Raw genomic sequence first — 16,560 nt, forward strand, 5'->3', positions numbered from 1 at the left:
CTTAAGCGCTTGTTTCCCAAAAATAATCAAAAAAAGGAATCGTGATGAACACACATAAAACCGACTACTTGATCATTGGTGCCGGGGCCATGGGCATGGCCTTTGCAGATGTGCTCATGACCGAATCCAATGCAAGCATCACCATTGTTGATCGCCAACATCAACCCGGTGGCCACTGGAACATGGCCTACCCTTTTGTGCGGCTGCATCAACCTTCAGGTTTTTACGGCGTCAATTCCCGCGCCCTGGGTAGCGCTCGCATAGACACTATGGGCAACAATAAAGGCCTCTACGAACTGGCGAGCAAAGCAGAAATTTGCGCCTACTACGATGACATCATGCGTGAGTTCCTAAGCTCAGGCAGAGTGAAGTACTTTCCCATGTGCGAGTATCAAGGCGACGGCAAAATACAGTCACTAACTTGCCAGACCAGCCACGCCGTCGATGCACAGACCGTCGTTGACGCCACGTTCATGAACGTAAAGGTACCTTCAATGGCCCCGCCGGCATACGAAGTAGCCGACTCCGTCACCTGTGTAGCCCCCAATGCCCTGACGAGTCTGGGCGGACAATGGAGCAGGTACACCATAATTGGCGCGGGGAAGACCAGTTTCGACGCCTGTTTGTTTTTGCTTGATAACGGTGTTAGCCCGGACGCCATTTGCTGGATAAAACCCAGAGAGTCCTGGTTGTGGGATCGCGCCTACGCTCAGGCGGGGGAACTGTTCGAAACTTCGATTCAGCAACTGTCGCTGATGCAGGTAAAAGTGGTCGCGGAATCCGAGTCGGTTGAAGATCTTTTCGCACGCGCCGAAGCGCAGGGAATGGTGCTGCGCATCGACGAGACCGTGGACCCCACGATGTTTCGCTGCGCCACAGTGACCAAGTCCGAGATACAAAAACTCCGCTCCATCAAGAATGTGATCCGCATGGGCCGGGTGAAACATATCGATGCCGACCGAATCGAACTCGAACAGGGCTCTGTAGATTATGACAATAACACCCTATTTGTGGACTGCACGGCGGATGGACTCGCTCGACGAGCACCAGAAGCGGTTTTTACCGAGGGTACAATTACGCTGCAGGCCGTGCGCACGTGCCAACAGGTGTTTAGCGCAGCCTTCATAGCCCACATTGAACTTAGCAAGCATGATCAAGCGCGCAAAAACCAGCTTTGCACGCCAGTACCGCATCCAGACTCCGACACTGACTATATGCGCAACATGCTGGCGGACCTGATTAACGGTATAGCGTGGCAGGAAGATCCAGCACTGCTGGCCTGGATGAAAGCTGCGAGACTGGACGGGTTTAGTTCGCCTGCAACTTCCCCTGAAGCGGACGCAGCATTTATGCAGCGCTTGCAAGAGCACGGGATGGTCGCCGCTGAAAAACTCGTGGGGTATCTGAGCTAAGCATCGGCCAACTCAGCCGCCAGAACTGTCAGCAGCTCACGGGCCGGCAGACGGCGACTCATATTCGCGCCTTCTCCAGCCCACATCACGCTGAAGTCCGCATTCTGCTTTGCCGCCACAAGCTGCTTCACAGCGTCATAGCAAAGCGGGTAGTCCGGTGGATCCGCGGCGAGCCCGTCGGCCCAAAGCAGTAACTCGTTTACGAGCGACCTCGCAGGACGGCCAGAAATATTTGAGGTCAACCGCGTCGGCGCTCCGCTCAATAGCAGCTCGCAATAGCGGTCACTGGCTAGCGATTCCGGGCACGCAATAAACGCCGTACCCATCTGGGCACCGGTCGCCCCAGCAGCGATAACATCGGCCACATCCCTACCCGTCATCAGCCCACCCGCAGCAACTACCGGCAGCTCAACGGCAGCCACCGTGTCTCTTACGAGCTTGCTAAGGCCGGCGCCACCGGCCGTTGCTAAATCCGGCGGCCCTAAAAACGCACCGCTATGCCCACCTGCCCCATAGCTCTGCATAACGAGGAAATCTACGCCCGTCTCTTCGAGCGCAAGCGCTTCTGCAACAGAGGTGGCCGTTGCCAAGACCATAATCCCTGCCTGCTTAAAGGCACGCATGCGCGACGCGGTTGCGGTACCAAAGTGTAGGCTCACTGCAGTCGGCTGCAGATCCAGGAGAATCTCCAGCATGTCATCGTCGTCATTAAAGGAAGGGTAGATTTCCCTGACAGACTCGGGCGCTTGCGCCTTTACGGACTCGAACGCCGGCGCAATCTCAGTCAGAAAAGGTCGAGCCAGCTGCGCATCTACGCGCGGAGCTCGGTGGACGAACAGGTTTGCCACCACCGGTCCGCTCGTAAGCGCGAATATTTCTTTCAGGGCACGGGCTGCGGCTGCAGGAGTCAGTGCTCCGAGAGCCACAGACCCCAAGCCACCCGCATTGCTTACGGCAGCAGCCAATGCTGGTGTCGAAACTCCAGCCATGGGCGCCTGAATGATCGGGTACTTCAAACCGAACAAATCGGTCAATCTGGTCACCATGCGTCGACCTGTATTCCTCTGGGCTGATAAAATGTGTCTTTGCGCGGCAAAACCATCAGTCCCGTTTCAGCAACTCCAGCGATACATCAACGCTGGGGGACAGTGACTCCAGGGCTGCTGCGCGCCTCTTGCCATCTGCAGAGGCACGAAAAAGATGAGGCGTCATAAGCAGTAGATCGCCGATGCTCTGACGACCAAGGCCCGAAACCGTAAAACCCAAGTGTTGCTTTTGCAAAACCGAAAAACCGTCGGGTATTGTGGCCGATGGCGTGCGCTCTTTAAGCTCGGGATAAATGATTTGGCGAAGCTCGAGCAAATGATTCGCACCAGCGTGCACTCGCAGCATTAGTCCACCGGGTTTAATGATTCGATGAAAGGAAGCAAAATCAGGGAAGCCAAACATATCAATCAATATGTCCACTGAGGCATCTCTCAGTGGGATATTCCGATTGCTGGCCACTAGCCAGCTTGCAGAAAAACGCCGCGCCGCAGTCTGCATGGCCCACTTTGAAATATCAAAACCAATGAATTGCGGTTCAGGCCCACCACTGCCGAAGATGGACTCTCTGAGGCGGCCAAGGTAGTAAGCCTCGCCGCAGCCTGCGTCAACGATCACTGATTCATGATTAATAAGGGGCAGTAGTAAATCAGCGATGCAGTCCGCCACGGGAGCATAATGACCGGCTTCCAAAAACCGGTGCCTGGCGGCAATCATTGCCTGGCTGTCTCCAGGGTCTTTAGAGCGCTTGTCCTGCGCCGAAAGAAGGTTCACGTATCCCTGTTTTGCGATGTCAAAAACGTGCTTATTGGGACAGCGCACAGAGCCCTCATGCACTTCCAATGGCAAGCCATCGAGAGGGCAGCATAGAGCCGCATGAGAGCGAAAAGCCATCAGTACCTATGCTTGAGCGTCTCAGTCTTCGACAAAACCGCCCCAGGTTGCCATGTAATTGATGAATGCCTCACCTAGACCCTCTTTGCGCAGATAGTCGGCGCTCACGGGGTTTGCAACAGGTTCAAAGTCAGAGTGAGCAGCAACTTGCCGAGGAAAGTCATGGTGCAAAATGGCTGAGCGGCCCACCACGACAAAGTCGGCGCCGGCTTCGATGCAACGTCGGGCATCTGCTGCACTGCGAACCTTACCAGCTGTGCCCAGACGCACCTCTCCCCGCTCAAGCTCCGTAAAACACTCAAGCAGAGTTTTGCCGGCAAAGCCTTCTTCCATAGGCTCTTTAAAGGAATCCCACAAGGACATATCCAGAAAATCAATCTTTGCTTCGTTCATCAATCGCTGGGCAAGCTCACGCATTTCGGCCAGGCGGATATCAAATCGCTCCGGAGACAGCCGAACACCCAACAAAAAATCTGCCCCACACTGAGATCGAACCCCGTCGACTATTTCGAGCAGTAACCGACAGCGATTCTCCAAAGAGCCACCGTACTCATCATCACGTTGATTAATTGTGGGACTCAAAAACTGCGCAAGCATATAGCCATGGGCGCCATGTAACTCGACGCCCGTGAATCCCGCCTTGGCGGCGCGCACCGCTGCAGTAATAAAGTCATCCCGAAGCGCGAGCACCTCGTCGTGAGATATCCCCCGGGCGCCCGTCTCCGCGTTGTCACTGGGGCACTGCGGTGCTACTGCAATAAGATCCGCAGGAGATCTCATTCCCGCATGGTGGAGCTGTAACACCGAAACGCTCCCCTGCTCGTTGATCCCCTTGGCGAGCCTCGTCAGGCCCTCCAAATGATCATCAGAAAAACACCCAAGCTGTCCGGGAAAGCCGCAGCCTGCTGCCTGCACATGTGATGCACAGGTCATAGTCACGCCAAAACCACCCTCCGCGCGCTTTGTGAGCCAGTGATATTCATCATCGCTCAAGCAGCCATCGGGATGGCTCTGCAGATTGGTCAATGGCGCCAACATGAAGCGGTTTGGCATGACAGCGCCGCTTTTAAAAGTCAGGGCATCAAATAAATCGGTCACGTAAATATTCCGGTCAACAAGGTGGGCGTGTATTTTGTCGACACTGGCGCCCCGTGTACAGCGCCAGCATCGGCAGGTGAAGGTTCCTGCCGATCTGCTATTGTCATCGCACCTACCCCCACACACTTGAGCACTTATCCATGCGACATTTGCTTGGGCTGGCCGCCATGCTGCCATTGCTTTGGATCGCCACGGCCCAAAGCAGCCCTGAAACCTGCGCCTATATTCCCGAAGCCAAAGCGCGTCTTAACTGCTTTGACAGTTACTTTACCCCCGCTGAGCTACCGCAAATCAGTGCTGATGGCGAAGTAGCGCTATTGAGCGAGGCACTACCGAGCGTGTCCCTCATCGAGGCCCGAGTCGAACAAGAGGCCACGCTCACCGATCAGTGGTTTTCCATAACGCCACATCATCCCAACTACATCCTTCCACTCACGTTCAGTAACGACCCCCAATACGCTGATTTTGGCGCTCTGGGCGAGAGCTTCAGTGACTATGAGATAAAAATGCAGCTAAGTCTGAAAACTCGACTAGCACAAGGTCTGTGGAGGGATTCCTCAGTATGGGCCGCCTATACGCAGCAATCCTACTGGCAGCTGTATGCCGAAGATGACGCCTCGGCGCCATTTCGAGAAACGAATCACCAACCAGAGATTTTCTGGCAAGTTCCTACTGACTTCGAGGTGTTTGGATGGAACGCACGAATGACTACGCTGGCGGTCAACCATCAGTCCAATGGCCGCTCGGAGCCGCTCTCCAGAAGCTGGAATCGTGTCACCGCAGAGCTCGCATTAGATCGGGGAAACTGGGTCTTCTCCGCAAAAACCTGGGCCCGAATAAGCGAGCCCGCCGATGTCGATGACAATCCCAACATCGAAGACTACATGGGCCGACTTCAGCTTGGACTCATCCACAAACGTGAGCGACACACGGTAGCTATAGGCCTGAAAAACAACCTCAGTAGCCCCAACCGGAGTGGATTGGAGGTGAACTACACCTTTCCCTTGTTCCGCAGACTAAAGGGATTTGTACAGATATATACAGGCTATGGCGAAAATCTCATCGACATGGAAAATTACAACAATCGTATAGGCATTGGCATCGCGTTGACCGATTGGCTATGAGTCCTCTTGCGTACAAGCGACCCTCGGGTATTTGCCCGACAATCCGGCTTTGAGCGGACTTTTGACCCCACAATTTGCTATGATACGTACCCGTAAATTTTCAATAGCGTAATTATGGCCAAGAAACCTCTAAGAACCGCTGGCAAGAAGAAGCCGCCAGCAGCTGTAGAAACCTCCTCATCTTTGGACGATAAAGTTAAAGCGTTCCTGGAAGCTGGCGGCGAAATCGAGCAGATCAAGTCCGGCGTAAGTGGTCAGGCGAACATGGCAGCTCCCAAAGCAAAAGCGGCTGCACCCAAAAGCTCAAACTAGCGGACCACCGCTAGCCAGAAATGGCGGCACGGCCCCCTGCAACAGACCCAAACGCAGACCGACTATTCAGCTGACGCGCTCGAGGCACTTCAGCGGGTGTTCGGCTACCCGGAATTTCGTTCCCCGCAGCTGGAGATTATCAACGCCCTGTCCCGTGGCGATGACGCTCTGGTCATCATGCCTACAGGTGGCGGGAAGTCATTGTGCTACCAGATACCCGCCCTGCTGCGACAAGGCTGCGCAATTGTCGTCTCGCCCCTCATAGCGCTCATGCAGGATCAGGTAGAGGCGCTTCAACAACTAGGTGTGCGGGCTGCGTTCCTCAACTCGAGTCTTGATTTGAGTACCGCGCGATCAATTGAGCAGGACTGGCTGGATAATCGACTGGATTTACTCTATGTGGCTCCAGAACGACTGCTACAGCCACGGATGCTGGCGCTCCTTGAGCAGGTAACCCCCGCCCTTTTCGCTATCGACGAAGCCCACTGCGTATCCCAATGGGGGCATGATTTTCGTGAAGACTATTTGCAGCTCAGTGAATTACATCAGCGCTTTCCCGATGTTCCCCGCATCGCGCTTACGGCTACCGCTGACGCCCGCACCCGGCAAGAAATCGCGGAGCGACTGAAGTTAAGTGAAGCGCAACATTTTTTAGTCAGTTTTGATCGACCCAACATTTGTTATCGCATTGCGCTAAAGGATAATCCCCGGGCTCAGCTGCTGCGTTTTTTACGCGACGAGCATATGCAAGATGCGGGAATCGTTTACTGTCTGTCACGTAAGCGAGTCAATGAGACCGCAAGCTGGCTCGCTGATCAGGGCTTCAAGGCTCTGCCTTACCACGCAGGACTGCCGGCCGAGACCCGCGCCGATAACCAGCGTCGCTTCCTCCGGGAAGACGGCGTCATTATCGTCGCGACTATCGCCTTTGGCATGGGCATCGACAAACCCGACGTGCGCTTTGTTGCCCATCTGGATTTACCCAAAACCGTGGAAGCCTATTATCAGGAAACCGGTCGAGCGGGACGCGATGGACAAGCAGCGGATGCATGGCTGGTATATGGCCTTCAGGATGTAATCACCCTGCGTCAGATGCTGGAGCAATCTCAAGGTAGTGATAGCTACAAACGCGAAGAACAGCACCGGCTGAATGCCATGCTTGGCCTGTGCGAAATCACCACCTGTCGCCGCCAGGCTCTGCTGGCTTACTTCGACGAGTTGCGCGATAAGCCCTGTGGGAACTGCGACAGCTGCTTGAGCCCTGTGGCCACCTGGAACGGCACGGAAGCAGCACAAATGGCCATGTCCGCGGTTTATCGCACGGAACAGCGCTTTGGCGTAAATCACCTTATCGACGTGCTTCGGGGAACCGAGAACGACAAAGTGTTTCAGAACGATCACCATCATTTGCCTACCTTTGGTGTGGGCAAGGCACTGGATGCCCGGCAGTGGCGCTCGGTTTATCGACAACTTGTAGCTCGGGGGTATCTGAGCGTCGATGTAGCGCGGTTTGGCGCTTTGTATTTGCAGGAGTCGGCACGCGCCGTCCTGCGCGGCGAAGTAGAAATTCTGTTGCGACAGGACCCAAAAACCAGCTCTGCGAAGCGAACTACCAAAAACGCACTTCCAGAACACATTGATGTAGGCCTCTGGGAGGCCCTGCGCGAATGTCGACGGCAATTAGCGGAAGATCAGGGCATACCGCCCTACATCATCTTTCACGATCGAACCCTGCAACTCATTTGCGAACAACGACCTCAAAATGTCGATGAATTTGCCGCTATCTCTGGCGTTGGCGACCGTAAACGAGACAAGTACGCCGAGGCGTTTTTAGCCGTGGTCAAAGGCAATGAGCGAAGCTAAGTTCTTAGGCGAAGCTTCTGCAGGCATCCAGAATTTTATCCACATCGTCGTCAGATACATCTTGATGAAACACCCAACGCACACCTGATATCTTGATACCCGCCTCCAGCAAGTGCTGCTGCAGCGGCTCAACGACTGTGTCCTGGGCAAGCATCACCATGTTGGTCTGAGGCTCCTCCTGCAGTCGGATATTCGGCAGAGTTGCCAAAGCCTCGGCGACTCTTGCTGCCTTTTCATGATCTTCGTGCAAGCGCGCGACATTGTTCTTAAGCGCATACAGCCCTGCCGCTGCCAGAATACCAGCCTGACGCATTCCACCGCCAAGCATCTTGCGCCAACGACGAGCACTGCGAATAGTCTCCTGATCGCCAACGAGCAATGAACCTACCGGGCAGGCAAGACCCTTGGAAAGACAGATAGAGACCGTGTCGAAGTGCTCGCATATCTGGGCGACGGGAACCGACTGGGCGACCGCGGCATTGAATACGCGCGCTCCATCCAGGTGTCGCCGTAGCTCATAGCGCTGGGCGAGCGCGCTAAAGTGCCTTAAATATTCCAGGGGCAATACTTTTCCAGCCTGGGTGTTTTCCAGACACAGAAGACGCGTAATCGCAAAGTGCGCGTCATCAGGCTTGATGGCGCGTTCAACCTCGTCAAGAGGAAGAGAGCCATCCATGGCAAAGGGCAACGGACATGGCTGTATGCCACCAAGCACGGCGGCACCGCCGCCTTCATACATATAAGTGTGCGCACCGTGCCCGACAATATACTCATGACCTCGCTGACAATGACTTAACAAACCAATGAGGTTCGATTGGGTACCGGTGGGTGCAAACACCGCTGCTTCTTTGCCGGTAAGCGCTGCAGCAAAGCGTTCCAATTCGTTTACCGTGGGGTCTTCGCCGTAAACGTCATCTCCCGTGTCCGCCTGATGCATTACTTCGAGCATCTCGGGCGTGGGTTGGGTTACCGTATCACTTCGTAGATCAATCATTGCGCACTACAGCTCATCCTTTAGTATCAGCAAAATAGTAAACCAAAAACCTGTCGACCGCGGGCGTCAATCGGGTTTTACTAATCAGAATCTTCGCAAAGCCACACAACCGCAGAGGCAAGACGCTATGGACTGGGAAACAAACCGACGAACATTTCTGCACACAGCGGCGGCAATGCTGGCAAGCACGGCTCTGCCCGGCACCGCCGCTTCGACGAGCACCAGCAAATACGAAGATATGCTGATTATCGATGCACTGTGTTTTGGAAAAGAATGGAATGAGGATGTCTTCACCGCCCTGCGCGCAGCCAACTACTCCGGCATCATCGAGAGCCTTCCCAGAAAAGACCTCCAGACTGCCATCAATGCCCTACTGGAATGGCGAGGTCGCGTAAAGGATAACAACGACAAGCTTATGTTTGCCCTGGAGTCTCAGGATTTTGTGCGCGCAAAAGAATCGAGTCGTACGGCTGTGATGATGAATTTTCAGAACTCCACGATGCTTGATGGAGATGTCGACAATATCGACGCGCTCTACGCATTGGGTATGCGCTCTTTCCAGCTGACCTATAACTTCCGAAACCTGGTGGGAGACGGCTGCCTGGAGCGCACTAACGCAGGCCTGTCGGATTTTGGTGTCGAGGTCGTCTCGCGCATGAACGATACCGGCGTACTTATCGACCTCTCGCATTGCGGCCAACAGACCACCCTGGACGGCATCGCGTTTTCCAAGCGTCCCGTAGGTATCACACATACCATGTGCCATGCCCTGCGCGCTCATCCCAGGGCCAAAACAGATGAGCAAATGCGTAGCTGCGCTGAAAAAGGCGGCGTGGTGGGCATGGTCGCGCTAGGCTACTTTGTAGGGCCAGACCCCGGCGGCGAGACCACAATAGAGGACTACGCTGATCATATAGAACATGCTGCGAATGTCGTCGGAAAGGAGCACATTGGTGTTTCGACGGACTATCCGCCCCAAGGCATTTCACCCTGGGCCACCTACGATGAGTGGTTCGTCCCCAGAACAGGCTTTTTCAAGCCTAGCTACGAATTGCGCTGGCCGCCATGGATCCCTGAACTCGATAGTACTGATCGCTACCGCAATCTTATGGTAGTGCTGGATCGCCGGGGCTGGTCCAGCGGCGATATCGAACGCTTGTTCGGTCTTAACTGGCTGCGTTTGCTTCGCGACACCATTGGCTGATAGGCCACAACAACTTCATCAAGGAGTAGGTCCATGCACACAGTTTCTGGAAAATCAGTAATCCTTACCGGCGGTGCGGGAGACATCGCCCAGGTAGCGCTTAGGCAATTTGTTGAAGCCGGCGCCAGAGTAATGCTGGTGGATCTTGACGAACTGAAGCTGCGGGAGATTGCTGACAAGTTTGAGCCAGGCTCGGTGCGCTACTGCGTTGCTGACGTTACTAGCGAAGTCGATACCGCGGCATACGTCGCGGCGACGGTCAAGGCGTTTGGTACAGTCGATGTCTTACTGGCCAATGCAGGTACCGAGGGTCCGGTAGCAGCAGTTAGTGAAATGGAAACACAGAGTTTTAAGAAAGTGCTGGATATTAATGTCACCGGCGTTTTTCTGGGCATCAAACATGTATTTCCGATAATGGCTTCTAACGGTGGTGGCAGTATCGTCGCCACGTCATCGATCATGGGCGTTAGCGGCGGGCCGGGACTATCAGCCTATGCCGCCAGCAAACACGCTGTTGTGGGACTCATGCGTTCCTGTGCCAAAGAGGGCGCGGCCCATAATATTCGCGTCAACACGGTCAATCCCGCACCCGCTGAAGGCCGCATGATGCGCTCTTTGGAGCAGGGACTGAGTCCTGAAGACCCCGAGGCTCAATACGCTGCGATAAAAGCGGCGATCCCCCTTGAGCGTTACGCAACCGCTGAGGATATAGCCAATATGATGCTTTTCCTGGCCAGCGATGAAAGTCGTTTTTTGAATGGGTCCGTGTATATGGTCGATGGCGGAATGACCGCCTAGGTACTCGCAAAGTAAGACACTCTTCCCAGGAGGCGACAGTAATGCTGGAAGCCAGCTGCCATTGCGGCGCCGTAAAAATCAAAATAGACGCCATGCCAGATACGCTGGTGCAATGCACCTGCTCTGTTTGCCGGCGCTACGGAGCGTTGTGGGCTTTTTGCACCACGCAAACAACAACGGTGCATGCAGAACAAGGCACGCTGGTGCCCTACATTTGGGGCGACAAGCAGATCGCTTTTCAGCACTGCGGTGTCTGCGGCTGTATGACTCACTACGACTCGCTAAGCACGGACGAACCGCGACGCCGCGCAGTGAATGCACGAATGCTTTTGGCTGCAGACATTCAAGACGCCACCGTGCGAACCTTTGACGGCGCCGATACCTGGCAATTCATTGATTAATCCCGCCAGGCATCAACAACTTACGTTTAAGATACCGACGATGCAGTCTGTCCCCATACTCTACAGCTTCAGACGCTGCCCCTACGCCATGCGTGCGCGCATGGCACTGAGCTACGCGGGCGTTCGTGTGGAGTTACGCGAAGTCGTCCTCAAGGACAAACCTTCCGCCATGCTGGAGGCGTCCCCAAAAGGCACTGTACCGGTGCTAATACTCCCCGGTGGAAGGGTTATCGACGAGAGCATTGATGTAATGTTTTGGGCCCTGAGACAGAGGGATCAAGATCACTGGCTAACATTGGAGCCCGGCGGCAAGCTGCCCAGAGAGCTAATTGAGCTTATCGCCGAAAACGATGGCTCCTTCAAAGGGATGTTAGATAAGTACAAATATGCAGACCGGCACCCGCAGCAAAGCGCCGACTGGTACCGGGAGCAGGCCTGTGTTTTTTTAGGCACGCTGGAGACACGGCTAAGCGATAAACCCTGGTTGCATGGATCGCAATTAGGTTTTGCCGATGTCGCGATTTTTCCGTTCATCCGACAATTCGCCATGGTCGATCGACCGTGGTTTGATCAGACACCCTACTCACAGCTGCGTCGCTGGCTGGATGATCTACTGGGGTCAGAGCTCTTCACATCGGTCATGCACAAGCACCCCAAGTGGACACCGGAGCAATCACCCTTGTGGTTTCCGGAAGACGGCTAAGCAACACACGACCGCCACAAGGTCAGCTCTTACTCCACTCCAAACGCAGGCCGACGGTTCTTCCTGGCTGGAAGGGGGCAAGATCATCCGCGGTGGAACGATATTCTTCATCAAGGATATTGCTCAGAAAAAGCTCCGTGCGCCAATTTCCCGCTACACGCTGAGTGAATCTGACATTCCAGATCCAAGCGGAATCCAGGGGTATCTCGTCGGCCCCAAAATCATCCCGCGAAGGGCGAAAGTTAAGATCACTGTAAAGGCCACGCCGCTCGCCCTCCCAGCTCATAAAGTAGCGCAACCCGGGAGGATTAAGATCAGCGAGGGTATTGCCCTGGTCGTCCTCCCCCTCCTGCCACTGGTAGCTCAGTCGATGGTTCACCTGACCTGCCTGCAGGCTAAAGTCCAGCTCAAGCCCCTGAATACTCGCACCGTCGAGGTTCCGATAGCTGACAAGTAGCGGGCTAATGGAATAGCGCTCGATATAGTCCTGCAGGTCGCTGTAATAAACAGATACTCCACCACGCATAGCCGAAGAAGGCGGTGCAAAACTCAGAGCCAGCTCCGCACTACGTCGCGTTTCGGCCTCGAGATCGGGGTTCCCAAGAACCTCGCCGCGCGGCGTCGTACCGTTAAAGTAACGCTCACTTAGCCCCGGAAAACGATACCCCGAAGCCAACTCAATTCGCGTCGACCAACTGCTTCCCAAGGCGTAATCTGCTGCTGCACTGGCTGACCATTGTCCGTCCGAATCATCACTTTGGGCAGAAGATTGCTCAATGTGATCGTAACGCAGCCCGGCGCTCATGGTCAGCTCACCCAGTGCCCATTGCTGATCCGCAAATACGGCGAGGGTGTCTTCATCTCCGTCGACTAACCGCTGCTGAACGAGCAGCATCCCCGTGGGGCTAAATTCCTCATCGTCAATAGTGACTCCGCGACGCCCAAGCCATTCAAGGCCCACACTCCCCTCACCGGCAAGAAAAGCTGTAGTAGCCTGAAAAAGCCCACCGACAGTATGTGACTGGTAGCGCGTTAGATTTCGACGCTCGTCCACTCGCTCAACATCAGCCTCCCAATCCTGGTAATGGTGGTAGACCCGCAAAAACCAATCTCCCGGGGCGCGTAGTTCCAACTGCCCAACGGAGTGTCTGTCGTTGGGGTAGCTACTTACTCGCTGCTGGGGATAAAGCGCATTACTCTTTCCGATGTTTCGACCCAGACTCCCAACCCAGCTGTAGTTCAAATCAAGTTGCCCCAGCTCAGTGCTGCCTGCCAGCAAGCCGGCCAGCTGCTCAAAGCCCGTATTGAGGCTCTCTCCGTCAGCATCATCGGCATCGCTTGCTCGACGCACACTCATACCCGCCGACAGACCATCAGCTCTTCCGGAAAGTGCTGATAGCGAGAACTGCTCCGCGTTGTTAGCCGCCTCGGCTTTGACAGACAAACCCTCCGCAGGTCGAGTGTCGAGACTGACCACGCCCCCCATGGCACCAGATCCATAGAGTGTGGAGGAAGCTGACTTTTCCACCGCAAGCTGCGAAATAAGGTCTGGCGGCACAAAGGACGCGGCATTACCCGCGCGTCTGTCCGTGATAATCGGAACACCATTGAGTTCAGTCCGGATGCGCCAACGGCTAAAGCCGCGAATACTGTAGGCCTGAAATAGTCCGCCCTGGCCATTGAGGCTAACGCCGGGAAGCTGCTCTATCCAGTCGCCCACCGTCCGATTCAACGATACCTGCTCATCAAAGGCCAGTAATTCAGTAGTGCTAGCGCCCAATGCAGGCGCCGAAGCATCACGACGACCAATGACTCGCACTTCCTCAAGAACAGCGGACTGCGCAAGCGCCATCGGGGACGGAGCGATGGCACCCAAAAAGACCAGAGGCAAGCAGGACACTACACGCCGGCGCAAAAGCGCTGTTTCGCCAAGGAACAAAAGTCTCATAGCGGTGCCGAGACACGGTATTGCAGCAATGGCATAAAGTATTGGGGCCATGATGATAGAATTAGCGTTTGGTGACAGCTTGCGACTGTACGCATTCGAGCCGCCGACTTAAACCCTCGCGCAGCTATTGACCATATCCGTTTACAGGCGTAACGACGTTCATTGTTCAAATAAAGGTGGGTGCGCATTACTTCGCAACCTCTAAATTCCGGTCACCGCAACGCTGAGCCACCCCAGAAGCAAGCGTCGCGGCTTCTTAAGCTGGCGACCGTAGCCTCCGTCGCGGCGGCATGCCTGCTGATTACCATCAAAGCTTTCGCCTATGTAAATACCGATGCAGTGAGCATACTGGCATCCTTGCTTGACTCGGTGATGGACGCCGGCGCATCGCTGCTCAACCTCATCGCGGTTCGTTACGCCCTCACACCGGCAGACAGGAATCATCGCTTTGGGCACGGCAAAGCAGAGTCGCTCGCCGCCCTGTTTCAGGCGGGATTTATTCTGGCTTCCAGCGCGTTCCTCATACACGAGGCCATCCATCGATTACTCACACCCGTCGCTGTCACCGAAGTGCGATCAGGGGTAGTGGTGATGATCCTGGCCATGACAGTCACCACCGCGCTGGTTTCATTGCAGCGTTATGTTGTACGCCGCACCGGATCCATGGCCATTCATGCCGATTCCGTTCACTATCGCGCTGACCTACTGAGTAACGCCGCAACGTTGGTGGCCCTTTTACTCGCGGGTCAGGGCATAACCAAAGCCGACCCTGTTTTTGCACTTCTCATCGCAGGCTACCTGCTGGTGTCGACGCGGGAAATCCTCCGCCAGGCACTCAACGAGCTCCTGGATCGGGAGCTTCCAGAGACGCAACGACAAGTGATTAAGGAGATTGCCCTGGCAAACCCCGAGGTAAAAGGCATGCACGATTTGCGCACACGCCGATCGGGGCGAACGCCCATTATCCAATTACATCTGGAGATGGACGCCGACATATCACTGCGCGAGGCCCACCGCATCGCCGATGAAGTCGAAACAGCTATTTCTAAAATTTTTCCTGGCGCTGACATCGTTGTGCATCAGGACCCCGCGGGCCTCGTAGAGATTCAGCGTTGGTAGAACAACGCAGGAGTTCTTGCTTGGGCCGAACCTCCATCATTAACAAAAGTCGGAAGTGACACGCTATGGAATACAAAAAGCTTGGCAGCACCAACATCGATGTGAGCCTGATCTGCCTTGGGACCATGACCTTTGGGGAGCAAAACAGCTACGAAGAAGCCGCAGAGCAAATGGACTACGCGGTGGATCAAGGTGTGAACTTTATCGACGCTGCCGAAATGTATCCGGTGCCACCACGGGCTGAGACTCAGGGCGAAACGGAACGAATCATCGGACGATGGCTTGCTGCTCGAGGCAAACGCGACGATGTTGTGTTGGCCACAAAAGTCGCTGGACGAAGTCTGCCCGGAGGGGACTTTGACCATCTGCGCGGTGGACCGCGGCTCTCGAGAGAGCATATTCATGCAGCCATCGACTCTTCTCTACAGCGACTTCAGACAGATTACGTTGACCTTTACCAGGTACATTGGCCCGAGCGCATTACAAACTTCTTCGGTCAATTAGGCTACCGGCACAGAGACGATGATGGCATTGCCATCGAAGAAACGCTCTCTGCACTTGGCGAACTCGTCACGACAGGCAAAGTTCGCGCTATCGGGATTTCCAACGAAACCCCCTGGGGACTCATGGAGTATCTCCGCCTTGCGCGAGAGCAGGATCTGCCCAGAGTACAGTCCATTCAAAACCCCTATAGCCTGCTAAATCGCAGCTTCGAGCTGGGTCTTGCCGAAATGGCCATACGGGAACAGACAGGTCTGCTGGCCTATTCTCCCCTCGCCTTCGGTATGCTCAGCGGCAAATATCAAGGCGGCGCGCGTCCGGCCGGTGCAAGGCTCACACTTTTTGAACGCTTCAGTCGCTATAGCAATCCACAATCAGAGGCCGCAAGTGATGCATACGTCGCACTGGCCAAAGAGGCCGGCTTGGACCCATCTCAAATGGCGCTGGCTTTCGTTAACAGCAGGCAATTTACGAGCAGCAACATCATTGGCGCTACCACCATGGAGCAGTTGCGCACTAACATTGCCAGTATTGATGTAACACTCAGTAAAGAACTACTAGGAAAAATCGAAGACATTCATCAACAGTACAGAATCCCGGCACCTTAAGCTGTGTCGTTGCTTCAGCGAGTGCTTTAATCTAGCGTAGGGCTTTGAGTTTGCCCCCCAAATCAGCGCCATAATAATGGAGAAACACTATGGCAAAGTCTTTTGGTTTCGACAGCTTTCTGGTGAGATGGCTGGCAGCACTAGTCCTGGTCTTTGGCACCTACAACCCTACGGCGTTCTCCTATGTGGGCTGGCTAATGTCTGAGAACTTCAGTTTCGGCCCCTTACCGGCGTTGCTAGGCGTTGCCTTACTCATCGCCTGGCTGGTCTACCTCCGCGCAACCTTTAATTCTCTGGGATGGCTGGGTATCACCCTGGGAGCGGCACTCTTCGGCTGCATGATCTGGCTGTTCATTGATCTTGGTTTACTGAGCACCGAAGCCACAGGCGCCCTGACATGGCTGGCCCTTCTGCTCGTATCACTGCTGCTCGCTGCCGGGATGTCCTGGTCGCATATCAGACGCAGACTCAGTGGGCAGCTGGATGTGGACGACGTCGAAGACTAAAACCGATCGGACAAAAAAAACCCGGGACACC

16 protein-coding genes are annotated in these 16,560 nt (G+C 54.9%); 11 read left to right on the top strand and 5 right to left on the bottom strand.

Annotated features, from left to right (window positions below; translation table 11 throughout):
* The first annotated feature begins 44 nt into the window (after window positions 1–44).
* Window positions 45–1,412, top strand: coding sequence for an NAD(P)-binding protein (locus R0135_RS06680; protein WP_407349477.1), 1,368 nt, complete (start codon window positions 45–47; stop codon window positions 1,410–1,412).
* Here R0135_RS06680 and R0135_RS06685 read toward each other — a convergent pair.
* From R0135_RS06685 to R0135_RS06695, 3 genes are read right to left on the bottom strand one after another with little or no spacing between them, the layout of a single operon-like run.
* Window positions 1,409–2,458: an NAD(P)H-dependent flavin oxidoreductase gene (locus tag R0135_RS06685; RefSeq protein WP_407349478.1), complete on the bottom strand. Its 1,050-nt coding sequence runs from the start codon at window positions 2,456–2,458 to the stop codon at window positions 1,409–1,411. The genes R0135_RS06680 and R0135_RS06685 overlap by 4 nt on opposite strands.
* A 55-nt stretch (window positions 2,459–2,513) precedes the next feature.
* On the bottom strand, window positions 2,514–3,350 hold the full coding sequence (locus tag R0135_RS06690) for a putative RNA methyltransferase (protein ID WP_407349479.1): 837 nt from the start codon (window positions 3,348–3,350) through the stop codon (window positions 2,514–2,516).
* 21 nt (window positions 3,351–3,371) lie between these two features.
* Window positions 3,372–4,448, bottom strand: a complete 1,077-nt coding sequence (locus R0135_RS06695; protein WP_407349480.1) for an NADH:flavin oxidoreductase — start codon at window positions 4,446–4,448, stop codon at window positions 3,372–3,374.
* A gap of 140 nt (window positions 4,449–4,588) precedes the next feature.
* Between R0135_RS06695 and R0135_RS06700 the strand changes: the two genes are divergently transcribed.
* The 3 genes from R0135_RS06700 to recQ all read left to right on the top strand — a co-directional run bounded on the left by R0135_RS06700 (window position 4,589) and on the right by recQ (window position 7,747).
* A complete protein-coding gene (locus tag R0135_RS06700) occupies window positions 4,589–5,572 on the top strand; it encodes a phospholipase A (protein ID WP_407349481.1) in 984 nt (327 codons plus the stop codon).
* 114 nt (window positions 5,573–5,686) lie between these two features.
* Complete coding sequence (locus R0135_RS06705) at window positions 5,687–5,884, top strand: hypothetical protein (RefSeq protein WP_271562353.1); 198 nt, start codon at window positions 5,687–5,689, stop codon at window positions 5,882–5,884.
* Between the two features lie 96 nt (window positions 5,885–5,980).
* Window positions 5,981–7,747, top strand: coding sequence for a DNA helicase RecQ (recQ, locus tag R0135_RS06710; RefSeq protein WP_407349482.1), 1,767 nt, complete (start codon window positions 5,981–5,983; stop codon window positions 7,745–7,747).
* A gap of 4 nt (window positions 7,748–7,751) precedes the next feature.
* Here the strand turns inward: recQ and ltaE are convergent, their stop codons facing one another.
* Window positions 7,752–8,741 carry a low-specificity L-threonine aldolase gene (gene ltaE / locus R0135_RS06715; protein WP_407349483.1) on the bottom strand — a complete coding sequence of 330 codons (990 nt, stop codon included), beginning with the start codon at window positions 8,739–8,741 and terminating at the stop codon, window positions 7,752–7,754.
* A 127-nt stretch (window positions 8,742–8,868) separates the two neighbouring features.
* Here ltaE and R0135_RS06720 point away from each other — a divergent pair, with 127 nt between their 5' ends.
* The 4 genes from R0135_RS06720 to R0135_RS06735 are packed head-to-tail and all read left to right on the top strand — an operon-like array spanning window position 8,869 to window position 11,847.
* Window positions 8,869–9,945: a dipeptidase gene (locus tag R0135_RS06720; RefSeq protein WP_407349484.1), complete on the top strand. Its 1,077-nt coding sequence runs from the start codon at window positions 8,869–8,871 to the stop codon at window positions 9,943–9,945.
* A 33-nt stretch (window positions 9,946–9,978) separates the two neighbouring features.
* Window positions 9,979–10,743 (top strand): SDR family NAD(P)-dependent oxidoreductase, encoded by a 765-nt coding sequence (locus R0135_RS06725; RefSeq protein WP_407349485.1) that lies wholly within the window; start codon window positions 9,979–9,981, stop codon window positions 10,741–10,743.
* A gap of 41 nt (window positions 10,744–10,784) precedes the next feature.
* Window positions 10,785–11,144, top strand: coding sequence for a GFA family protein (locus R0135_RS06730; RefSeq protein WP_407349486.1), 360 nt, complete (start codon window positions 10,785–10,787; stop codon window positions 11,142–11,144).
* Between the two features lie 40 nt (window positions 11,145–11,184).
* Window positions 11,185–11,847 (top strand): glutathione S-transferase, encoded by a 663-nt coding sequence (locus tag R0135_RS06735; protein WP_407349487.1) that lies wholly within the window; start codon window positions 11,185–11,187, stop codon window positions 11,845–11,847.
* A gap of 22 nt (window positions 11,848–11,869) precedes the next feature.
* Here R0135_RS06735 and R0135_RS06740 read toward each other — a convergent pair whose 3' ends face one another.
* A complete protein-coding gene (locus tag R0135_RS06740; RefSeq protein ID WP_407349488.1) occupies window positions 11,870–13,795 on the bottom strand; it encodes a TonB-dependent receptor plug domain-containing protein in 1,926 nt (641 codons plus the stop codon).
* A 180-nt stretch (window positions 13,796–13,975) separates the two neighbouring features.
* Here R0135_RS06740 and R0135_RS06745 point away from each other — a divergent pair, with 180 nt between their 5' ends.
* From R0135_RS06745 to R0135_RS06755, 3 genes are all read left to right on the top strand, one after another.
* Entirely contained in the window at window positions 13,976–14,914 is a 939-nt protein-coding gene (locus R0135_RS06745; protein ID WP_407349489.1) for a cation diffusion facilitator family transporter, read from the top strand.
* A 65-nt stretch (window positions 14,915–14,979) separates the two neighbouring features.
* Window positions 14,980–16,023, top strand: a complete 1,044-nt coding sequence (locus R0135_RS06750) for an NADP(H)-dependent aldo-keto reductase (protein WP_407349490.1) — start codon at window positions 14,980–14,982, stop codon at window positions 16,021–16,023.
* Between the two features lie 89 nt (window positions 16,024–16,112).
* On the top strand, window positions 16,113–16,529 hold the full coding sequence (locus tag R0135_RS06755) for a DUF6524 family protein (protein WP_407349491.1): 417 nt from the start codon (window positions 16,113–16,115) through the stop codon (window positions 16,527–16,529).
* Window positions 16,530–16,560: the final 31 nt, after the last annotated feature.

Source organism: Congregibacter variabilis (assembly GCF_045689235.1).
GTDB classification, from domain to species: Bacteria; Pseudomonadota; Gammaproteobacteria; order Pseudomonadales; family Halieaceae; genus Congregibacter; species Congregibacter variabilis.

Coding starts and splice junctions, on each gene's coding strand:
- R0135_RS06680 (WP_407349477.1), top strand. CDS start 45: ATGAACACACATAAAACCGACTACTTGATCATTGGTGCCGGGGCCATG.
- R0135_RS06755 (WP_407349491.1), top strand. CDS start 16,113: ATGGCAAAGTCTTTTGGTTTCGACAGCTTTCTGGTGAGATGGCTGGCA.
- R0135_RS06725 (WP_407349485.1), top strand. CDS start 9,979: ATGCACACAGTTTCTGGAAAATCAGTAATCCTTACCGGCGGTGCGGGA.
- R0135_RS06740 (WP_407349488.1), bottom strand. CDS start 13,795: ATGAGACTTTTGTTCCTTGGCGAAACAGCGCTTTTGCGCCGGCGTGTA.
- R0135_RS06750 (WP_407349490.1), top strand. CDS start 14,980: ATGGAATACAAAAAGCTTGGCAGCACCAACATCGATGTGAGCCTGATC.
- R0135_RS06735 (WP_407349487.1), top strand. CDS start 11,185: ATGCAGTCTGTCCCCATACTCTACAGCTTCAGACGCTGCCCCTACGCC.
- R0135_RS06720 (WP_407349484.1), top strand. CDS start 8,869: ATGGACTGGGAAACAAACCGACGAACATTTCTGCACACAGCGGCGGCA.
- ltaE (WP_407349483.1), bottom strand. CDS start 8,741: ATGATTGATCTACGAAGTGATACGGTAACCCAACCCACGCCCGAGATG.
- R0135_RS06705 (WP_271562353.1), top strand. CDS start 5,687: ATGGCCAAGAAACCTCTAAGAACCGCTGGCAAGAAGAAGCCGCCAGCA.
- R0135_RS06700 (WP_407349481.1), top strand. CDS start 4,589: ATGCGACATTTGCTTGGGCTGGCCGCCATGCTGCCATTGCTTTGGATC.
- R0135_RS06685 (WP_407349478.1), bottom strand. CDS start 2,458: ATGGTGACCAGATTGACCGATTTGTTCGGTTTGAAGTACCCGATCATT.
- R0135_RS06730 (WP_407349486.1), top strand. CDS start 10,785: ATGCTGGAAGCCAGCTGCCATTGCGGCGCCGTAAAAATCAAAATAGAC.
- R0135_RS06690 (WP_407349479.1), bottom strand. CDS start 3,350: ATGGCTTTTCGCTCTCATGCGGCTCTATGCTGCCCTCTCGATGGCTTG.